Origin of the sequence: Tumidithrix elongata BACA0141 (genome assembly GCF_036349135.1) — a bacterium.
Classification (GTDB): Bacteria; Cyanobacteriota; Cyanobacteriia; order Pseudanabaenales; family Pseudanabaenaceae; genus Tumidithrix; species Tumidithrix elongata.
This window is the reverse complement of sequence record NZ_JAZBJZ010000001.1, coordinates 1-22,060: the sequence shown is the minus strand read 5'-3', so window position 1 is coordinate 22,060 and position 22,060 is coordinate 1. Positions and strand designations below refer to the sequence as shown.

At 47.4% G+C, this 22,060-nt stretch carries 13 protein-coding genes; 11 read left to right on the top strand and 2 right to left on the bottom strand.

Annotated features, from left to right (window positions below; genetic code table 11):
- Nucleotides 1–803: 803 nt before the first annotated feature.
- The 5 genes from V2H45_RS00065 (at nt 804) to V2H45_RS00045 (ending at nt 15,914) form a co-directional block, all read left to right on the top strand.
- On the top strand, nt 804–11,060 hold the full coding sequence (locus V2H45_RS00065; RefSeq protein ID WP_330481553.1) for an esterase-like activity of phytase family protein: 10,257 nt from the start codon (nt 804–806) through the stop codon (nt 11,058–11,060).
- 216 nt (nt 11,061–11,276) lie between these two features.
- The gene (locus V2H45_RS00060) at nt 11,277–12,008 is read left to right on the top strand and encodes a peptidylprolyl isomerase (protein ID WP_330481552.1); all 732 of its coding nucleotides are present in this window, start codon (nt 11,277–11,279) and stop codon (nt 12,006–12,008) included.
- Nucleotides 12,009–12,083: 75 nt separating this feature from the next.
- Nucleotides 12,084–12,725 (top strand): TetR/AcrR family transcriptional regulator, encoded by a 642-nt coding sequence (locus V2H45_RS00055; RefSeq protein WP_330481551.1) that lies wholly within the window; start codon nt 12,084–12,086, stop codon nt 12,723–12,725.
- A gap of 81 nt (nt 12,726–12,806) precedes the next feature.
- Nucleotides 12,807–14,249, top strand: coding sequence for an HlyD family secretion protein (locus tag V2H45_RS00050; RefSeq protein ID WP_330481550.1), 1,443 nt, complete (start codon nt 12,807–12,809; stop codon nt 14,247–14,249).
- Between the two features lie 51 nt (nt 14,250–14,300).
- Complete coding sequence (locus tag V2H45_RS00045) at nt 14,301–15,914, top strand: DHA2 family efflux MFS transporter permease subunit (RefSeq protein WP_330481549.1); 1,614 nt, start codon at nt 14,301–14,303, stop codon at nt 15,912–15,914.
- Nucleotides 15,915–15,989: 75 nt separating this feature from the next.
- On the opposite strand, the gene moaC is transcribed toward V2H45_RS00045, so the two are convergent.
- Entirely contained in the window at nt 15,990–16,475 is a 486-nt protein-coding gene (gene moaC / locus V2H45_RS00040; protein WP_330481548.1) for a cyclic pyranopterin monophosphate synthase MoaC, read from the bottom strand.
- Nucleotides 16,476–16,622: 147 nt separating this feature from the next.
- Between moaC and tsaE the strand changes: the two genes are divergently transcribed.
- Nucleotides 16,623–17,237 (top strand): tRNA (adenosine(37)-N6)-threonylcarbamoyltransferase complex ATPase subunit type 1 TsaE, encoded by a 615-nt coding sequence (gene tsaE, locus V2H45_RS00035; RefSeq protein WP_330481547.1) that lies wholly within the window; start codon nt 16,623–16,625, stop codon nt 17,235–17,237.
- Here tsaE and tatA read toward each other — a convergent pair.
- Nucleotides 17,203–17,427 (bottom strand): twin-arginine translocase TatA/TatE family subunit, encoded by a 225-nt coding sequence (tatA, locus tag V2H45_RS00030; RefSeq protein WP_330481546.1) that lies wholly within the window; start codon nt 17,425–17,427, stop codon nt 17,203–17,205. The two genes, tsaE and tatA, sit on opposite strands and share 35 nt — an antisense overlap.
- A 95-nt stretch (nt 17,428–17,522) precedes the next feature.
- Between tatA and V2H45_RS00025 the strand changes: the two genes are divergently transcribed.
- The 5 genes from V2H45_RS00025 to murB all read left to right on the top strand — a co-directional run bounded on the left by V2H45_RS00025 (nt 17,523) and on the right by murB (nt 21,825).
- Nucleotides 17,523–18,050, top strand: a complete 528-nt coding sequence (locus V2H45_RS00025; RefSeq protein ID WP_330481545.1) for a hypothetical protein — start codon at nt 17,523–17,525, stop codon at nt 18,048–18,050.
- Between the two features lie 122 nt (nt 18,051–18,172).
- Entirely contained in the window at nt 18,173–18,658 is a 486-nt protein-coding gene (locus V2H45_RS00020) for a tellurite resistance TerB family protein (RefSeq protein WP_330481544.1), read from the top strand.
- A gap of 1 nt (nt 18,659) precedes the next feature.
- Nucleotides 18,660–19,355, top strand: coding sequence for a Crp/Fnr family transcriptional regulator (locus V2H45_RS00015; protein ID WP_330481543.1), 696 nt, complete (start codon nt 18,660–18,662; stop codon nt 19,353–19,355).
- A gap of 121 nt (nt 19,356–19,476) precedes the next feature.
- Entirely contained in the window at nt 19,477–20,859 is a 1,383-nt protein-coding gene (gene murC / locus V2H45_RS00010; RefSeq protein WP_330481542.1) for a UDP-N-acetylmuramate--L-alanine ligase, read from the top strand.
- 42 nt (nt 20,860–20,901) lie between these two features.
- Nucleotides 20,902–21,825, top strand: a complete 924-nt coding sequence (gene murB, locus V2H45_RS00005; RefSeq protein WP_330481541.1) for a UDP-N-acetylmuramate dehydrogenase — start codon at nt 20,902–20,904, stop codon at nt 21,823–21,825.
- Nucleotides 21,826–22,060: the final 235 nt, after the last annotated feature.

The window sequence follows — 22,060 nt, the reverse complement described above, 5'->3', positions numbered from 1 at the left end:
TATTATGACAAAGGGCTCGGGGAAATAAGAAATTTACAAACTTTAAAGACTGAGGTCTTAGGGGAAGAGAATCATGCTTGAGAACCAGAATAGAGTTAGCGCTCAGATCCCCAACTTTTTCTAATTGAGTCAAAAAAATCTGCAAGTTTACCTAAAAAGTCGGGGATCTAAATCTTATTCAGGAACTACAGACTTTATTGTAGAAGAACGTAGATATAGGCGATCGCTCTTTGAGTTCAGAAATTGAAGAGTAATTTTCTCTTATAGAACGATGGGCGATCGCTGATTGAAATGGGACGTTCGGCGATTGCTGGCTGGTGAAGTGAGTAGCGATCGTTTTGAAGCATTACGAGACAAATATTTTATTCAAAGCTTCTAAAACCTCAATGTTCTACTGACTTGAAATTTTAAAGAGCTTGTAAATTCACACATGAATTTGTAAGCCCAAAAGATTTATCTTTCTCTTAACCAAAATTCCTCTCTTCTCTTAACCCAGACCTACGAAGTTTTCCTATAGGCTAATGTGAGCAAATTTTATGGGATTCAGGAAGGTGGACGCGCTGAGATAGCGATCGGGCTTTATGAAGTCTTGGATCTGAACAAAGAACTAAATATTTTTTTCCCTTAATCTCAGGTGAAATTATTTCCCTATATCTTGGGGATTTTTTGTCGTGGGAATGTATTCAGCCAAACCTCAAAGAACAGTTCTAAGAATCACCCCAGCACTTTGAGCGAGGTTCTGATGTTATTGGCTTCAAGTTATCGGATACGTATCAAAACAAGCTAGTGAGAATTATTTAACCATGGCACCTTCAATTCTGACTCCAGGAGATATTGCGATCGTTGGCTACATCACAAATGGTAGTCCCGACTCTTTTTCTTTCGTCAACCTAGCACCCATTGATGCAGGAACAGTTATTTACTTTACAGATAATGGATGGACTGGAACGGGATTTAGAGGTTCGTCGGCAACGGATGGCGATGGCAATGAAAACTTGATCCGATTTACTGCCGTGAATGATATTGCTGCTGGCACTGTCATTCGAAGCACTGACACCTCAGCGAACTTTACTTGGACGAAATCAGGAGCGATCGGCACCACCTCTTCAGGCTCTTACAACGATTTATCTCTCAGCCAAAGCGCAGAGCAAATCGCAGCATTTCAATCAAGCAACCCGACTAATCCGCTCAACGCTGGCATCACCGCGTTGTTTCAAATTGATGACACGGGTACTTTCGAGAATGCTACAGATAGTGGGACAGGGAACGTTATTCCAGGATTGTCGCAGGCTGGTAACACCGCAGTTCTATTCAACAATACGGCAACTTACGCAGCATTTAACTTGAATGCCCTGAGCACTAGCACAAAAGAGCAATGGCTAGCAGCAATTAATAATTCCGCCAACTGGACATTTAGCAACTTAACAACGTTGCCCACTGGCAGTATCCCGATCGCAGGCGGCATTACAACGCCGAATGTGAACCTCTCTGTTAGCTCTAATACGGGTTCGGAAGAAAACTTAACTATTGTTACCGTCACTGCCACTGCTTCTAGTGCAGTTACTGGCGATCAAAGCGTTACCGTTGCTGTGAATGGGCTTGGTATTACTACAGGTGACTATACGCTAAGTAATAATGTCATCACGATCGCGAATGGTGCTACCACAGGTTCTGTGACCTTTACAGTTGTGGATGATGTTTTAGTTGAAGGTACAGAAACTGCCACATTAAGCATCAGCAATCCATCTTCAGGAATTATTTTAGGTAGCACTACCGCTTTAAATATCACGATCGCCGACAATGATGTTGTGGTCGCTCCCACCGTTCGCATTCACGATATTCAAGGGGCTACCCACCTTTCACCCCTGAACGGTCAGGCTGTGCAAAACGTGCAAGGGATTGTTACCGCGATCGCCTCAAATGGCTTCTACATCCAAGACCCTACGCCTGATGCCAACGATGCGACCTCTGAAGGAATTTTCGTGTTTACAACCAACGCCGCAATTCTAGGCGCACGAACAGTTGGCGAAGCAGTATTAGTGAGCGGCACAGTTTCCGAATTCCGTCCAGGTGGCAGTGCCAATAACCTAACCGTTACCGAAATTGTCAACAACAGTGGCGTTCAAGCTCTAAGTGTTTCGGCTTGGACAAATCCACCTACGACAGCGATCGCACCGACTGTTCTAGGAAATGGCGGGCGAGTAATTCCCACATCAGTGATTGAAAATGATGCTACCAATGTGGAGAATAATGGGATCTTCGACCCCACTCAAGATGGCATCGACTTCTACGAAAGTCTAGAAGGAATGCTGGTGCAAGTGAATAATCCCGTTACTACTTCACCCACGGCAAAATTTGTAACATCAGTACCATCAGTAACATCAGAAGAAATTTGGGTGTTAGCAGACAATGGAACCAATGCTACCAGTCTCACCAGCAAAGGTGGCAGCCTGATTACATCCAGTGATTTCAATCCTGAAAGAATCCAGATCGACGATCTGAACAATTCCCTTGTATTGCCCGATGTGAATGTCGGCGCTCAGCTTAGCTCCGTTACTGGTGTCGTTAACTACGATTTCAACAACTACGAAGTTTTGGTTTCAACTGCGCCAGCGGTGATGCAACCATCAACTTTACAAAAAGAGGTCACCAACCTAACGAGCAGTGCCACACAATTGACGGTGGCAACTTTCAATGTGGAAAACCTCGATCCTAGCGACACAACATTTAATGCCTTGGCAAGTGCGATTGTTTCCAACATGAAGTCGCCAGACATCATTAATCTCGAAGAGATTCAAGATAATAACGGCGCAACTAACGATGGTACGGTTGATGCAAGTGTAACCTTGCAAACGCTGATTAACGCGATCGCAGCCACTGGCGGGCCTACTTACGAATATCGCCAAATTAACCCAGTCAACAATCAAGATGGTGGTGAGCCTGGGGGCAACATCCGCGTAGCTTTCCTATTTAACCCCAATCGCGTCAGTTTTGTTGAAGGTTCATTGCAACGCTTGACCGATGCCAACCTTGCTGATGGTGATGCCTTCGCTAGTAGCCGTAAACCTCTCGTAGGCAAATTTGTCTTTAACCAACAGGAAGTGACTGTCATTGGCAACCACTTCAACTCTAAAGGCGGCGATCAACCTCTATTTGGACCTAATCAACCACCGACATTAAATAGCGAAGTACAACGCAACCAACAAGCCACCATCGTCAAAGATTACGTGCAAGGTTTGCTCGCAACCAATCCGAATGCCAATATCGTTGTGGCAGGTGACTTAAATGATTTTGAGTTCTCTAATCCTCTCAGTACTCTAGAAAGTGGTGGATTGAATACTCTAATCGAAACCCTGCCAGCCAACGAGCGCTATACCTATAACTTTCAAGGTAATGCCCAAGCGCTAGATCAGATTTTGGTGAGCAACAATCTCAGTAGCAAACTCGATGGTTTTGATGTCGTACATATTAACTCTGAGTTTGCCGATCAAGTTAGTGACCACGATCCGAGCGTGGCAAGGTTCAATCTCCCATCTCCCAATCAAGCTTCCTATACCCTGCAACTGCTTCACTACTATGGTGAGAGTGGCTTACTTGGCGTTGAAACTGCACCAATCATGGGTGCGCTGATCGACAAATTTGATGACCAATACAGCAATACTTTAGTCATTGGTGAAGGCGATAGCTATATTCCTGGACCTTGGTTGGTTGGCGGCTCCGACCCTTCGCTAAATGTAGTGCCTGGCATCGGCAGCACAGCACTCGGTCGTCCTGACATTGCGATCATGAACGCTTTTGGAACTGATGTTTCAGCACTAGGCAATCATGAGTTCGATCTTGGTTCGCCAGTTTTGCAAAGTGCGATCGCACCCTCAGGAGCTTGGACTGGTGCGCAGTTCCCTCTGATTACATCCAATTTAAACTTCAGTGCTGACAGCTCGTTACGAGGTCTAGCCGATGCCTCGCTCGGTGGTACGGCAACGAACGCATTCGCTGGCAAAGAAGCTTCCACAATCAAGGGTAAGATTGCGCCCTATACCGTAGTAACTCAAGGCGGAGAGAAGATCGGTATCGTTGGCGCTACCACCTACGATCTGTTGAGTAAGACCTCGCCGAATGGCACTGTACCGAAGGACGATGGCATCCCATCTACCGATGATTTGCAGGAGGTCGCGGCATATATTCAAGCTTCAGTGGATGCGCTCAAAGCACTTGGCATTAACAAGATCGTGATGGTGGATCAGCTAGACACCATTGATCGCAACAAAGCCCTTGCTCCCTTGGTTTCTGGCATCGATGTGATGGTTGCTGGTGGTGGACATGAGCGCTTGGGCGATGCAAATGATACGGCTGTTGGCTTTAACGGTCATTCCGCCAACTTCGTCGATACCTACCCCATTGTCACTGCTGGATCTGACGGTAAGCCAACTTTGATTGTTACTACTGATACCGAATATTCCTATCTCGGTCGCCTCGTAGTGGATTTCAATGCGAATGGCGAGATTATTCTTCCCAATCTCAATCCAATAATTAATGGAGCCTATGCGTCAACTGAGGCTAACCTTCAGGCTGCCTATGGTACGACACAGACAGCAGCTCAGATCGTCGCCAGTAGTGCGATCGGCTCTAATGTCAATGCCATCACACAGGCAATTAACAATGTAATTATCTCCAAGGACAGCAACATCTTTGGCTACACCAACGTTTATCTGGAAGGCGATCGCGCTTTCGGTCGAGCGCAGGAAGTCAACCTTGGCGACATTACCGCCGACGCTAACTTGTTCAAAGCCAAGCAAGCTTTAGGCAATGGTGCTGTTCTCGCCTCGCTAAAGAATGGCGGTGGTATCCGCGCCTCAATCGGCTCGATCGACGAAGTGACCTTTGCTAAGGTTGCACCAGAAGCGAATCCAACAGCTAACAAGCCAGCAGGAGCGATCTCGCAGCTCGATATTGAAAACGCGCTTCGCTTTGATAACAAGCTGATGGTATTCGACACGACCCCTCAGGGACTGCTGAATATTCTGAACTATGCAGCTGGGCTTGCTCCTGGTAATGGTGGCTATGCGCAGATCGGCGGGGTTCGCTTTTCATACGATCCCTCAAAGGCAACGGGGCAAAAAGTACAGGATGTTGCGATCTACGATCTCGACGGCAACCTTGTCGCTAAAGTCGCGGACAATGGGGTAGCGCTCGCAGGCGCACCAGCAAAGATTAGCGTTGCGGTTCTGAACTTCACGGCAAACGGAGGCGATGGCTACCCGATTAAGGCAAATGCCGATAATTTCCGCTATCTACTTAACGATGGTACTCTGTCAGCTCCGATTGATAAGTCTTTAGACTTCACTGCTGTTGCAAATGTACCTGCTAATACCCTTGGCGAACAGAAGGCGTTCCAAGACTTTCTGCAAGCTTTCTACAGTACGCCGCAGACAGCCTATTCCGTTGCTGATACTGCAGCTTCACAGGATTTGCGAATCCAAAACCTAAATGAGAGAGCGGACACTGTTTTGGGTGCTGTGGTTAACGGAGCTAGCCTAGTGAGCACCATTACAGTGGCTGGCAATGCAACCGATTTGTTCCCAACCAATGGTGGAAATGGCGGAGCCAATATCAATCGTTTAGGTGGTTTTGGATCTGATTTCTTCTACGACTATCGTACGGGTTTCTATTATGGATTGGCAGATCGCGGTCCTGGGGGTGGCACAATCCCTTACCAAACTAGAGTCGAAAAGATCTCCTTGACTGTTGACCCAACAACTGGGGCTGCTTCCAACTTCCAAGTAGTGCAAACTATTCCCTTCTATATCCCCGCAGGTACTACCCTAAATGGGGTCACCTACACCATCGATACTCCCTTCAATGGACTTAACTCTAAGCTACTTCCCGATGGCGGCAATGGCAGCCTTCTAGCTTCAAGCCAAGATCCAGAAGGATTTGTTGTCGGAGCGAATGGTAATTTCTTTGTTTCCGATGAGTATGGCCCATCCATTTATGAATTTGAGCCAACTGGGAAATTTGTTCGAGCCTTCACACCACCTGCGAATGTATTGCCTAAAGTAAATGGTGCTCCATACTATGCAGGCGATGTCTCCTCTACTACGGGTCGCCAAGATAACCGAGGTTATGAAGGATTAGCAATCAGTCCCGATGGCACAAAACTATTTGCTGTCTTCCAAGATCCTTTGCAAGAAGAGGGATCTGGTGGCAGTAACCCAGGGCGTAGCAGCCGTAACGTACGTATTGTCCGCTATGACGTTGCAACTGGTTTGAGCGATGCTCAATACATTTATCAGTTAGAATCTCTGGTCGATATTAACAATCGCATTCCAGGATCTTCCAACGATTTTGGGACAACTGCTCAAGGGCGCAACATTGGTGTTAGCTCCCTTGTTGCTATCAATAGTAACGAACTGCTTGTACTGGAACGAGATAATCGAGGTATTGGCGTCGATCCAGCGAGCAACCTCCCGATCGGCTCGAAGTTAGTTTACAAGATCGATCTGACGGGAGCCACCAATGTTAGCGGAATTTCTTTAGCAGGCACTAACACGCTCCCTGCTGGTGTTACTCCTGTCAGCAAGACTGCGTTCTTAGATATCGCAGGTGAGCTTAAAGCTGCGGGTCAGACTGTGCCAGAGAAAATTGAAGGCTTGGCGATCGGTCCTCAACTGGCGGATGGTTCCTTCGCGCTCCTGATTGCCACTGATAACGACTTCAGCGTGACGCAAAACGGCAGCGGCACTCAACTGGATGTATATACAGATGGGACGCAACAAGCGATCGATTCTGCTCCCCCTACTTCTGGAGCAACATTGCTGCCTAGCTACGTTTACTCATTCAAAACTCAGGCAGGTGCACTGAATGTCACCCCTGTCTTTGATTTTAGTACCAACAACTACAGTGTCGCCGAGGGCAACAACCCAAACGTCTCCACGAATGCAACAGTTCGTGTAACCCGACGTGGAGATGTATCAGGGACAAACTCAGTAGTGCTAAATTTGACTGATGGGACTGCAACGGGCGGTGTAATTCCCACTCAAGCCATAACCAAAGGAGTAAGCAGTTCAGCAACGCCTTACTTGATTCCAGTAACATCGGGAGTCAATTTGACCTCCATCCTAACAGTAGGAGACTCCATCAACGGGTACAAAATGGTTGGGATTCCCGATGGACTAGGCACCTTCGACAACGGGAATGGTACATTCACCCTATTGATGAACCACGAACTTGGCAGTACCAGTGGCGTTGTTCGCGCTCACGGCGGTACTGGCGCTTTCATTTCTAGTTGGGTGATTAACAAATCCGATTTATCGGTTGTTAGTGGCGGCGATCTGATTCAGAACGTTTACAACTGGGACACCGCTAACCAAAAATCTAATACCACCACGAGCACGATTAACTTTAATCGCTTTTGCTCTGCCGATCTCCCATCTGTAACAGCTTTCTATAACCCTACCACTGGACTCGGCACGCAAGAGCGCATCTTCATGGATGGAGAAGAGGGTGGTGCTACTGGCTATCAACTAGCCACGATCGCTACAGGTGCCCATAAAGGCGATACTTATATCCTCGGCAAATTCGACCTCTCTACTAACGGCTCTGGGTTGACTGGTGTTGGTGCGTGGGAAAACGCCCTCGCCAATCCCTTCGCCCAAGACAAGACCATCGTGATTGGAAATAATGACGGTGGCACAGGCATTATGAACAATGCTGTCGCAGTCTATGTCGGTACGAAGACAAATACGGGTACTGAGATTGATAAAGCGGGTCTGACCAATGGCACGCTCAAGTTCATTAATGTATCTGGTAACGCAGTGGAGATTGCTAACGCCACTACCCGTGCTACCAATATCACAAGTGGCACTGCTTTCACCCTAAGCGGTATGGCTTCAACCACCTTCTCTCGTCCTGAAGATGGTGCGTGGAATCCTCTCGATCCTAGTCAGTACTTTTTTGTCACGACTGATCGTCTCGACCAAGTGGCTGATGGCGTTGGTACTCAGGTCGGTCGCAGTCGTCTCTGGCGCTTAAATTTCACCGATATCACTAACCCCGATCTAGGCGGCACGATCGACTTATTGCTCGATGGTACCGAGGGTGGCAATATGTTTGACAATATGGCGGTTGATAAATACGGCCACATTCTGCTCCTAGAAGATGTTGGGAATGCCGCTCACAACGGTAAAGTCTGGCAGTATGACATTGCCACCGATAGCTTGAAAATGTTGGCTAAGCACGATCCTGCTCGCTTCGGCGATATTGGGGTTTCTCCAACAGCACCATTCACTCAGGACGAGGAAGCTTCGGGAATTATTGACGCTCAAGATATTCTTGGTCCAGGCTGGTTCTTTGTCGATACGCAAGCCCACTACACCATTACTGGGGAACTGGTAGAAGGCGGTCAATTACAAGCGCTCTTTAACCCCGACACCTATAACTCGGCGGTGGATTACAACAACAAGCCTATTACGGTTACTTTCGCTCCGGGCGAAACATACAAGGATGTGCAGATCCCCATTGTGGGAGATATTCATCCTGAAAGCGATGAGACGGTAAACCTGAGTTTGGTTAATCCTAGCGCTGGAATAGTGGGTACAAAGCAGCCCACCGCAGTTCTAACCATTGCGAACGACGACATCAATAGCGCACCAGTCCTAACTGGTTCTAAGGCAATCCTCGTGGGTGGTAAAGAAGATACTGCTTATACGATCGCTTTACCCAGCCTACTCACGGGGTTCACGGATGCCAATAACGATGTGCTGTCTGTGGCTGGTCTCACTGCAACCAATGGCACGCTTACCAATAATGGAAACGGCACCTATAGTTTTGTACCAAACACCAACTTCAACGGCACAGTTAATCTGAGCTACAACGTCATCGACGGTAAAGGTGGCATTACACCAGCAACCCAATCCTTCGCGATCGCTGCCGTGAATGATGCCCCAATCCTCACGGCTGGATCTCTTACCCGTAAAGTTAGCGGAAATTTGAGTCAGCCGATTACTGGGATTAGCATCAGCGACATTGATGCAGGCGAAACACTCAATGCCACAGTTCAAGTTACTTTGACAGCAGGTAAGGGTGTTCTAACTTTAGGTGCTACTACTGGATCAACAGGAACTACCACTGGCAGCAACATCACCTTTAGCGGCGCGATCGCCGATATCAACGCAGCCTTGGCAACCCTTACCTACAAGGGCAATCCGAATATCCTCGGGCTTGGTGCAGATACGATTAACCTCACGGTTAACGACCTAGGTAACACCGGAAGCGGTGGTTCCTTGACGGACAGTAAAGCGATCGCGCTGAATATCTACAACACCCAAAACGGCACGAGTGGCGACAACATTTTCGCTGCTACCCCTTATCCCGATGAAATCCTTGCTGGAGATGGCAGCGATCGCGTCATTGCCGATATCTTTAACCTCCAACAAAACGACATTCTCGATGGTGGTACTGGCAGCGATCGGCTGACGATCTTCGGTGGTACATCCACTGATAATCTCACGCTCAATATCTCAGATACTGGCGTCGATCTACTCGCAGGGCTACTCGGTCTCAGTGGAACCACGATTAATAATTTCGAGAGTTTTGACTTCTCTAACTTCCTTGGTAGTCTGGCTGCTACGGGCAGCAGTCAAGCTGACGAAATCATCGGAGGATTCGGCAACGATATCCTTGATGGGGGTGCTGGGAATGACAAGCTCAAAGGTGGGCTGGGTGACGATCGCTATATCGTTGATTCCACAGGCGACCTCGTGACGGAGCTAGCCAATGAAGGCATCGATACGGTTCAATCGAACGTCAATTGGACGCTTGGCAACAATCTAGAAAATCTAACGCTGACTGGTAATGCTATTTCGGGTACGGGTAACAGTCTGAACAACATCATGATTGGCAACAACCTCGACAATACGCTCAGTGGTGGATCTGGAAACGATATCCTCGATGGGGGTTTAGGGGCTGACAGCTTAAATGGTGGTTCGGGCAACGATACCTATATCGTCGATAACATCAACGATGCTATCACTGATTCATCAGGTACGGATACTGTTCTCTCTAGCATTGACTGGACTTTAGGTAGCAACTTGGAGAATCTGACCCTCACGGGCACTGGCGATATCAACGGCACTGGCAACAGTCTCAAAAATGCGATCGCTGGCAACAGTGGTAACAACATCCTTAATGGTGGTTCTGGCGCTGATACCCTCATAGGAGGTGCTGGTAATGACACCTATATCGTCGATAACACAGGCGATGTGGTTACCGAGTTGGCAAACGAAGGAACGGATACGATTCTCTCGAGCGTCACCCGTACGCTGGATGCCAATGTAGAAAACCTTACGCTGACAGGAACCAGTTCTATCAGTGGCATTGGTAATAATCTTGATAATACGATCGTGGGGAATAACGGCAACAACACGCTCGATGGTGGTGTTGGTGTGGATACTCTCATTGGTGGTCTGGGCAACGATACCTACATCGTCGATAACTTGGGCGACACGATTGTTGAAGGATTGAACCAAGGTACAGACCTCGTAAAAGCAAGCGTATCTTGGACGTTGGTCGATAACCTAGAGAATCTGACGTTAACTGGCTCCTCAGACATCAACGGTACTGGCAATAGCGTCAATAATGTCATCACAGGCAATAACGGCAACAACATCCTCAGTGGTGGATTTGGCAACGATACGCTCACAGGTGGGTTAGGAGCTGATACGCTTGTTGGAGGGAATGGCAATGACACGCTCAACTTGGGGCTCAATGATGGCGCAGTCGATCGGGTCGTCTACAACCTCGGCGATGGCAGTGACTCAGTGAATCAATTCATTCGCGGGCTTGGCGGAGATCTCCTCCAGTTCAATGGAATTGCTGCTGTTGATGTGCGAACCGTGAATGGAAACACGCAGTTCCGTCTAGGTGATGGCGTTGCTGGCAATGCTGGGTTTGGTAATGGTTCGCTGTTGCTAACTTTGAATGGAGTCAATGGGTTCACGGCTGGGAATATTAACGACAATGTCCTAGCTGGTTCAATTCCTACGGTCTTCCAGTTTAGCTAAAGTCCTATAGCAGTCCTAATTCCTGTAGTTCCTCGGATTTTAACAATCCTATTAGAACTGAGAAATTAACTGGTTTCGATCCCCGACTTTTCTAAAAAGTCGGGGATCTTGCATTTACGAATGTAAAATACATGGGTAGAGCTTGCTGACAAAAGGTTGAACCCTTGGAAAACCAACTTTTTCAAGAGCCTGTACATTCCTAATCTCTCTTAGCCCATGATGCCCCAAGACAATAGCGCAGGACAATCAGACATATTTCTCGGGCAGTTAGCGATTTATCGCTTGCTGCCTACCTTTAAGCGAGAATCTGCCATCGATCGCGCGATCGCCAACCTAAGTCTCAGTCCAGAAGAAATTAACCTAGCCTTACAACAGTTTCAGCAGCGCTATCAATTAACGACACAGGAAGCCTTACAGAATTATTGTCGCATTTACAACCTCACGGATCAACTGCTCCAGGCGATCGCCCTGCGCGAATTTAAAGTCGAAAAATTTAAGCAGCAAACATGGGGAAATCGCCTAGAATCAACCTTTTTGAATCGAAGAGCTACCCTAGATCGAGCTGTCTACTCCTTGATTCGCCACAAAAATCCCGAGCTTTTGCAAGAACTCTTCTTTCGCATTCAAGCAGGAGAGCAATCCTTTCACGAACTTGCATCGCTCTACTCGCAAGGGGTAGAAACCCAAACAGGAGGGATGATTGGGCCTATACCGCTCAGTAAGCTGCATCCACTTATGGCAGAGAAACTCCGTAACAGCCGTCCGCAACAAGTTCATCCTCCATTTCTGTTAGAGGAATGGTTTGTAATTTTGCGTCTAGAGAAATTTCTGCCTGCACAATTTGACGAGCAAACCAAACAAATTCTACTCAATCAACTGTTTGAGGAATTTTTGCAGGAACCCAGTGCAACCCCGATCGGCAATTCCCCAACACAAACACCTAATTAGGGTCTATCCCTGTAGATAGGTTGACAGCAGGATTGTAAGTTACAATAATGTAAGTAGTTACTTACATACTAAGCAATGAATAGTTCCAAACACAGTCCTGCCAAGACACGCGATCGCGTGTTAAAAACAGCCGTAGAGGTATTTGCCACAGAAGGAATAGCTGGAGCAACTACCCGCGAGATTGCGCGTCAGGCTGGTGTGAACGAATTAACCATATTCCGTCATTTCCAGAGCAAAGAACTATTGCTGAAAGCTGTAGTGGAGTACATTACCGCATTACAAGCAGAAGCTCTGAACAATCAAGACGAATGGACGCAGGACTTGCGCCTCGATCTTTTACACTACGCCCAGATTTACAGTAACCACCTCGAACAGCACGAAGCCCTAGTCAGAATGTTTATTGGAGAAGCCAAACGCCATCCTGAAGAGGCACTGCGAGTGACGCAGGAAGCCATGATGCCCCTGCGCGAAAAGCTGATTGCTTACCTAAGGAATGGTGTAGAGAAAGGCAGCGTTCGTTCCGATCTAGACCTTGCCCTTGCGATCGATGCGTTTACTGGAATGCTGCTCTCAGGAATGCTGCGCCAGCACATTTCTCCGATTCCACGGGGCTATAGTCGCGATCGCTATATTGAGGGTTGTGTCGATTTATTCGTAGGTGGAATTAGTCCCTGCGTAGCGAACTCAGATCCATGTTCTTCTCAAAGCACAACCTAAGCAGTTCCCATAAAAGCATCTTTATTATCCCTTACACAATCATTCATTCGCAGACAAACCATCTCAGGTAGGAAAGAGAAAATGAAACGGACTCAGGCTCCTGACTTAGACATTGAAGCTAAGCCAGATCGACTTCTAATCTCAAAAAATCAAAAGACTTCTGAACTCACGGAAGTAGAAACAGCCATTCCCCAAAGCGAAGTACTGCCAGACATTACTTCAGACGCAGAGAAAGATCGAGATGCTGATGATACGACTCATTCTAAGTCTCGTTTCCTAAATAGGCGTAATTTATTTTGGATAGCTGGCGCGATCGCCCTTGGCATTAGTTCCATTGGGGGATGGCGGTGGTGGCAATTTCAGCAAACCCATATCATTACTGAGAATGCCCAAATCCAAGGTCATCTTTCGCCGATTTCCTGCAAAATCTCTGCGACAGTTCAGCAAGTTTTGGTCAAGGACGGTGACTATGTCAAAGCTGGACAGCCGATGATTATCTTAGAAAATCAGGATTTAACTTTAAATTTGCAGCAGGCACAAGCCAAGTTACAAGCTGCCAAAGCACAGGTACAAAGCGCAATAGATACAGTACAGCTAACGAGTCAGACCCATTCAACGCAGGTGCAGCAAGCACAAGCACAACTGGTTGTCAGTCAGTCTTCTATTCGTGCCGCCCAAGCAAATGTAAATCAGGCAGAAGCTGCGATCGCAGCAAACCAAGCAAAAGTAGCCCAAGCCCAGACGGAGGTCAACAAAGCGCAAGCGGATTTTCGTCGATATACAGATCTCTACCAAGGAGGTGCGGTCTCAGCACAACAAACCGAATCTGTGAAGGCTGCCTATGAGAATGCTCGGGCAAATCTCGCGGCTGCCAATCGCATCGTCGAGCAGGCTCAAGCGGAAAGAAGCAACGCGCAAGCCCAACTTCAAAAAGCAGAGGCAGAAGCAGAAGTTACGAAGGGACAAGCCGCAGAGACCGATGTCGCAGGGCAGAATGTGGTCGTACAGCAAGACCAAAAGCAGATAGCCCAAGCTCAAGTAGCACAGGCAAATGCTGATATTGCTCTAGCACAGCAGCAATTGGAATACACCATCATTAAAGCGCCTGTAAGTGGTTATGTCGGAAAGCTGACCGCTCAAGTCGGTCAAAAGGTTCAGCCTGGGCAAGCCCTCATGTCTGTAGTACCGCTACAAACCGAGCAGGTGTATGTGGAAGCGAACTTTAAAGAGACGGCACTGCAACACTTACGGCTGGGTCAAACCGCAGAAATCGAAGTGGATGCCTATCCTGGTGAAGTATTTCGGGCGACTGTGGCTGGCATCAGTCCTGCAACGGGGGCTAGCTTTGCTTTACTCCCTCCAGATAATGCTACGGGCAACTATAACAAAGTCATACAGTGGCTCCCTGTGCGTTTAGCCTTCCGCCCTGATGCCGATCCCCAACACAAATTGCGAGCAGGACTGAGCGTTAAGGTCACGGTAGATGCTGAAACTTCAGCGGATACGACGAAAACCGATCGCTAAATGCGTCAACCCCATTCTTGCGCCTACTCTTAAGAATCCTATCGATTGACTATGGCTATAAACTCTAAGCGGTTGTCTGGCAAAGCGGCTAAACGTCCGGCAGATGACCAGAATGGATACATCCAAGGTCCTTTGAAGTGGGCGATCGCTTTCACCGTTTCTCTCGGTGCCATTCTCGAAGTGATCGATACCAGTATTGTCAATGTTGCCCTCAAAGATATGCAATCTAGTTTAGGGGCAACCATCAGCGAGATTGGCTGGGTGATTACGGGATATGCGATCGCAAACGTCGTTCTCATTCCCCTATCCGCTTGGCTAGGCGATTACTTTGGCAAAAAGACCTACTTCGTTTTCTCGATGGTGGGATTTACGATCGCATCGGTTTTATGTGGCTTTGCGGTCAATCTCCCCATGCTCGTCATCTGCCGAATTCTGCAAGGACTTTGCGGTGGAGGACTGCTAGCAAAAGCCCAAGCCATCCTATTTGAAACCTTCCCACCCTCCGAACAAGGTTTAGCCCAGGCAGTATTCGGCGTTGGCGTAATTGCAGGACCTGCGATCGGTCCTACCCTAGGCGGATATTTAACCGATGGTTTGGGTTGGCGTTGGATCTTCTTTATCAATTTACCCATTGGTATTCTGGCAGTCGCGATGGCATTGTTATTTTTACCCAAGAATCGCAGTAAGAAAGAGCAGGTTAAGCAAAAAGTTGACTGGTGGGGAATTGGTCTTTTAGTGGTTGCCGTTGGAAGCCTGCAAACTTTTTTAGAAGAAGGCGAAAAAGACGATTGGTTCTCATCGCGTTTTATCGTGACCTTAGCAGTGTTTGCTGTTGGAGGACTGGCACTCTTTATCTGGCGAGAATTGACCACCAAAGCACCCGCAGTCGATCTGCGGATATTACGTCACCGTTCCTTAGCTGCGGGCAGTCTTTACTCAGGCATTTTAGGCATGGGTCTCTATGGGGCTCTCTTTGCCGTACCGCTGTTTACGCAGAGCGTACTGGGATTCACTGCAACCCAGACGGGCTTGCTCTTGGCTCCAGGAGCGCTAGCCTCAGCAACTGTGATGATTCTCCTCGGTAAGCTATCCAACAAAATCGATCCGAGACTATTAATTGCCAGTGGGGCGATCGGAACGACTTTAGTTATGAATCAACTGGCAACGATTACGCCTCAAACGGGAACCGAAGAATTATTTATGCCTTTAATTTGGCGCGGCGCTACGACCGTACTGATGTTTTTACCCCTAAGTTTAGCTACCCTAGGTTCGCTGCCCAAGGAAGCCGTTTCATCGGGATCGGGCTTTTACAATTTGACGCGTCAGCTTGGGGGGAGTATCGGCATCGCCATCCTTACAACGCTACTAGCCCAGCGGGAAGCTTTCCATAAATCAGTATTGCTCGCTAAGCTTAGCCCTTACAACCTAGAGACCAACGAACGCCTCGACCTACTCACTGGCGTATTCCAACAGGGTGGCTCAGATGCAACCACTGCTCACCAGCAAGCCCTTGCAAGTCTTGAGAACCTAGTCAATCAGCAAGCTGCCGTTCTATCCTATGCTGACATTTTTCACTTTGTGGGAATTGTATTCCTCTGTTCTCTGCCTTTGATTCTATTTTTAAGCAAGCCTAGATCTGGAGCCAAAGCTCCCGTAGCCCACTAGTTCGTAGCGATCGCGGCGAACTGCGAAACCGCACCCCATCGTTTTTGCGTCAAAGCCAGAAGTCCTGATTGAAAATCATTGAAAATCAAAATCTCCAGATTTGCCGCCACTTTTATGGATGAGCCTGACATTAGAAATCACCATCGTTTTTTCTAGCGCTTTTGCCATATCGTAGATCGTCAGAGCCGCAACGGTCGCAGCCGTGAACGCTTCCATTTCTACCCCTGTCTCCGCTTTGGTCGTTACCTCTGCTTCAATTTGATACCCTGGGATATTTTCATCTAAAAGAATGCGAACATCAATGCCCGTAAGGGGGAGAGGATGACAGAGAGGAATTAAGGTGGCAGTATGCTTGGCAGCCATGATCCCTGCTAGTCTCGCCGTACCTAAGACGTCCCCTTTTTTGACATCTCCTGCCTGAATGGCATCGAGGGTTGTGGTCTTCATAGAAATTTCACACACCGCGATCGCGCGTCTTAGGGTTTGCGGTTTGTCAGAGACATCAACCATGTGAGCAGTACCAGTTGAGTCGAGATGTGTGAGGGCTTGAGCAGATGTCATAAACAGAAGTACGTTAAATGCGACAAGATAAGCATGACAAGGGTAGAAAGCTACGTGAAAGAACTAAGCAAAAAGCTAAAATTCAGAAAATGGCAAAAAAGCTACTTGTAAATTATTCTGCCCCTGCTTATTTTGCCACCTTACCGTATGACTAAACCATCAGATCGACTTAACCCACCCCAAACAGTTCAAATCGATCGCTTAGCAACCACCCAAGCGATCGCCCAGCAACTTGCCAACTTACTCCAGCCTGGCACAATCCTATTGCTAGAAGGCAATCTCGGTAGCGGGAAAACCACTTTTGTTCAGGCACTAGGCAAAGGTTTAGGCATTCAAATACCGATTACTAGCCCCACATTCACGCTCATCGACGAATATGACTGCGGGCGTATCCCCCTTTATCATATCGATCTCTACCGTCTTGAGGGCGAACAAATTCACCATCTCCACCTCCAAGAATATTGGCGCGGTCATGATTTTCCCTTGGGTGTGGTGGCGATCGAATGGTCAAATCGACTCCCCCAATTACCCAAACATTATATAAAAATTGAGCTAGCGATCGAGCCTGCGACAGTTCCCCAGACAAAGCCAGCAAGCTTAACCAATTCTGAGGAAGATGCTAAAACAGATGTTGAAATCGATCTCGAACCGCAAAGCTGCCGTCAGATGACATTTACAATTTGCGGCAGTCAGTACGATCCAATTCAACAATATGTCAGCTCATTAGCTACTCCACATCCTCTTTCAACGCAGCAGACTTAAGCGCATCCGCAGAACGCGTTAATGGCTCAACTGTTTCTACTTTTTTATCGGAGCTTTGCTTAAACTCTTCTCGAAACCCCTGTACGGTTTTTCCTAAGCTTTGCCCAAGCTCTGGTAATTTCTTCGCCCCAAAAATGGCGATCGCCACCACTGAAATCACTGCAACTTCTGGCCAGCCAATACCAAACATGTGATATACCCCTCTTCATGCAACATTGAGATCTGCTATGCTCTCTATTCTCTACGCAAAATGAATTTAGTAAACTTAGTTTTTATTTTGTTCCTATGGAGTCAGTCATTACTTGGGCACTTGGTAGTACTTCCCCCGACACTGAAACCAATCTGGCACGCATTGCTCAGTGGTGGTCAGATTTAGCAGGGCAAGAAATTATCTGGAAACAACGTCCAATTCCTGCAAGTAGTAATCCCCAAGACATTAGTTGGGATCAGCAAAAATTTGATGAAACCTTTGCGATCCAGACACCACAACTGCGAGGGATCACGCTTTACTGGCGTAAGCCCACGGCTGAAGAGGAACGTAACATTACTGTCTCGAAACTCGAGCTCGATCTATTTAACCAACAGCTAGATGTATTTCCTGCGTCAGGCAATAACTATCAAATTCGGCTGACCCTACCGAAAATTGTCTACCAAGCGATCGAGCTAAACAATCCTCAATTTGGTTGTGTGACCGCACCGAATGGTAATGCCGTGATTTTATTCCGAGACGATCGCCAAAGGCTAGATGTGAAAATCAATCTAGATGCAGCAAACCTAGCACTTTTACAGCAAAAGCTGACACAAAATAGCTAACCTGTTCGATGTAGACTACATTACATATTTTGTTTAAGTTAGAGATTCTTTAATGAATCTTCAACCTCGGTTTAGCTTATGATTTCACTTAGTTGCAGGTTCTAAGGAGTTAAAGCTGTATTATGCCAACCCAACCATTACCCCCTCCGATTAACCCTCGCCAGATGGATATCCTCCGTGCCGTGGCAGCAATGGCTTGGGCAGATGGACAGTTAGAACCTGATGAAATTAGACTCATGTTAGATGAGTTTGTGGTTTTATTTGCGAAATCAGAGGCTGAAAAGCCCACCTTAAAACAAAGTTTGCGAGAATATTTCGATCAAAACCTGCCCTTAGAGGAAATAATTCCTCAAATTAAACGAGTCGAAGATCGTAAACTAGTGCTTCGACTTGCTTATCAGGTCATTCAGGCAAGTCGCCGTCGTCCTGACGAACCTAGAGTTAATCTAGACGAAGCTGCGGCATACCAAAGGCTTGTACGGATGTTGAACTTACCCGCCGATGATGTGGCAGATATTGAGGCATCTGTAATTCCTACAGATGAAGTTCACTCTACAGGCATCATTAAAGCCTTAGCGGCAAGATTGCACAATTTAATCAGTAGCTAGTATGCCCGATTTTCCTGATTCTCAGCAAAAACTTCTTTCTGCACCTTTCTTTTTAGGTTTACCAGAGGCAGCTTCAGCCCGTGCTACAGCTCAAATGGTGGCAAGATCTCATCCCGCCGATCAGGTAATTCTCTTAGAAAATGATTGGGGCAACTCCGTCTATTTCATTTTGAGTGGTTGGGTTAAAATTCGCACCTATAACCTTGATGGCAAAGAGGTTACCCTCAATATTCTGGGATTTGGTGAAATGTTTGGTGAGATGGCTCCTCTCGATCAAGTGCCCCGTTCTACAGATGTAATCACACTAACGCCCTCCACGATTGGTAGTTTGCCTGCTTCTGACTTTGTGCGTCTGATCGAGACAGAACCGATCGCAGGGATCCATCTGGCTCGGTTAATGGCAAAACGGCTGAGACAGGTAAATCGTCGTCTGCGGTTGCGGGAAGCCGACAGTACCTCACGGGTTGCCGATGTCTTACTCTTTCTGGCTGAAGGTCAAGGCATTAGAGATAGCGCAGGTTTTTTAGAAATCCCGAACTTGCCCCATCGAGAGCTGAGTAGCCTCAGTGGTCTAGCTAGAGAAACCGTCACAAGGGTTTTGGGAAAGCTAGAGCGCAAAAATTTAATTCAACGCGATCCCCATCGGGATGTACTCTGCATTGTTAATCCCAAAGGCTTAGAAGCTTTGATGGTCTAGGTTGTTATCGCTAGGCTTTTACTGATTCATCGTCTCACTGCGGGTGAAATCAACCGCAAAATGGCTGTATGTAAAAATTCTTGTTATGATGTAGCACGTTGTTGGTGTACGAGGAGTATAAATGCTGAGTCCAGTTGATTTCAGCGGTAGACCGTTTCACTTTATTGGTATTGGTGGCATCGGGATGTCTGCGATCGCTCATATCTTAGTGAAACAGGGTTTTTCAGTATCTGGATCAGACTTAAATACAAATCGAGTCACGGCACAATTACAGGAACTAGGCGTAAATATTTTTCAGGGACATCACGCTCAAAACATCGATCCCAAACACCCGCCTCAAGTGGTTTGCTCGACGGCGATCGGCCAGCAAAATCCTGAGTTTCAAGCAGCGACCTTGCTAGGATTGCCGATTTTACATCGCTCGGACTTACTAGCTGCTCTGATCGGTCGATATAAAAGTATTGCTGTCGCTGGCACGCATGGTAAAACCACGACCAGCAGTTTGGTTAGCTATCTATTTTTAAAAGCCAACCTCGACCCAACCATCATCGTGGGTGGAGAAGTGGGTGCTTGGCAAGGCAATGCCCGACTAGGACTGGGAGCCTATCTGGTTGCTGAAGCCGATGAGTCCGATGGCTCACTGGTTAAGTTCGCGCCCCATGTTGGTGTGATCACAAATATCGAACTCGACCATCCCGATCATTACGATAGTGTCGAGCAGGTGATTGCGATTTTTCAAGAATTCGCCCAACGATGTCAGGTTGTAGTCGGTTGTCTTGATTGTCCCAACGTGCGATCGCACATTCAATCGGATATTACCTATAGCCTGTCCGATCCAAAGGCAGACTATACGGTGACAGAGGTGGAATACCTAGCTGGCAATACCAAAGCCGTTGTCTTAGAAAAAGGCAAGCCTCTCGGTCAGATTTCGCTACAAATTTTAGGTCAGCATAATTTGAGTAATGCCCTCGCCGCGATCGCGGTGGCGCGTTATGTCGGTATTGAGTGGGCAGATATAGAGGCAGCACTGCCAGAGTTTATTGGGGCAAATCGTCGGTTTGAGGTAAAAGGCAGACAGGATGGCATTATCTTTGTGGATGACTACGCGCACCATCCCAGTGAAATTCTTGCCACGCTAGCTTCGGCAAAGCGGCAGAGTCAAAGCAAGGTTATAGCTATTTTTCAACCGCACCGTTATAGCCGCACCACGAGGTTTTTAACTGAGTTTAGTCAGGCATTTGGGGATGCCGATCGCGTTATCGTCACGGATATTTATGCGGCGGGCGAGCGCAATGAAACCAATATCACGGGGCGAGAAGTAGCCGATGCGATCGCGACTTTTCATCCTGATGTGCATTATCAAGATTCCCTGAGTGCAGTCCAATCTTTTTTAGTCAAAAATCTAAAAGCAGGCGATCTGGCAATTTTTCTGGGCGCAGGCAATCTCAACCAAATCATTGCCCCCACAATTCAAGCAATGGCGGCTTACTGTCCCTCAAAATAAAACACCCAAACCTATCTCCAATCCATCAATTTAGCCCTGGGTATGATTACCGATTTGCCAACCGATCTTAAAATCTCAGCCGATGTAACCCTAGCCAGTCTGACATCGATGCGCGTCGGTGGTTCCGCCGAATGGTTTATCTCACCTCGTAACACAGCGGAACTGGCAGCAAGTTTGGTCTGGGCAAGGGAAAAGAATTTGCCCATTACGCTGATTGGTGCGGGTAGTAACCTCTTGATCAGCGATCGCGGCTTACCCGGTTTAGTGATTTGCACGCGCTACCTGAGAGGATTTGAGCTTGACGAGGAAACTGGGAAATTAACCGCTGCGGCGGGTGAACCCGTCGCAAGGCTGGCTTGGCAGGCGGCAGCAAAGGGCTGGGCAGGTTTTGAGTGGGCAGTGGGCATTCCCGGTACGGTGGGCGGTTTAGTGATTATGAATGCCGGGGCACAGGGTGGCTGTGCAGCGGACTGCGTGATCGGCACCGAGACGGTTGATACGACTGGGCAGATCGAGCAACTCACCCCCGATGATTTGAACTTTAGCTACCGTAGTTCGTCATTGCAATACAGCGACCAAGATGCGATCGCGGGTAAAATCATGCGAATTGTCACTGGGGCAACGATTCAACTTACCCCTGGCTACGATCCTGAAAAAGTTACAGCAGTAACCTCTGACCACCTTAAATATAGGCATACAACCCAACCTTATAACTTACCGAGTTGCGGCAGCGTGTTTCGAAATCCCTATCCCCATGCAGCGGCAAGACTGATCGAGCAAGCGGGTTTAAAGGGATATCAAATTGGTAACGCTCAAGTGGCGCAACTCCATGCCAATTTCATCCTTAATCGCGGTGGTGCTACAGCCAATGATATTTTTCAATTAATTCAATACGTCAAAGCCAAGGTAAAGCAGCAATGGTCGGTAGATCTAGAAACTGAAGTCAAGATGCTAGGGCATTTCTAAACGCGATCTCCGCAGGCTTTAAATTTTTATTGATATATTTACCCTACTTGACAAATCGGATGGGGATCGACCGATAGAGATAGATTGATTGGATGTATTTACAAAAATCCTTAGATCCTCTACCTTAGTAGGTAGGGTAAAAGCCCAGATAAATACTTAATTCATTAGGAATCATTCAACATGACCACTACAGTACAAAGACGCGAAAGCGTTAGTCTGTGGGATCAGTTCTGCA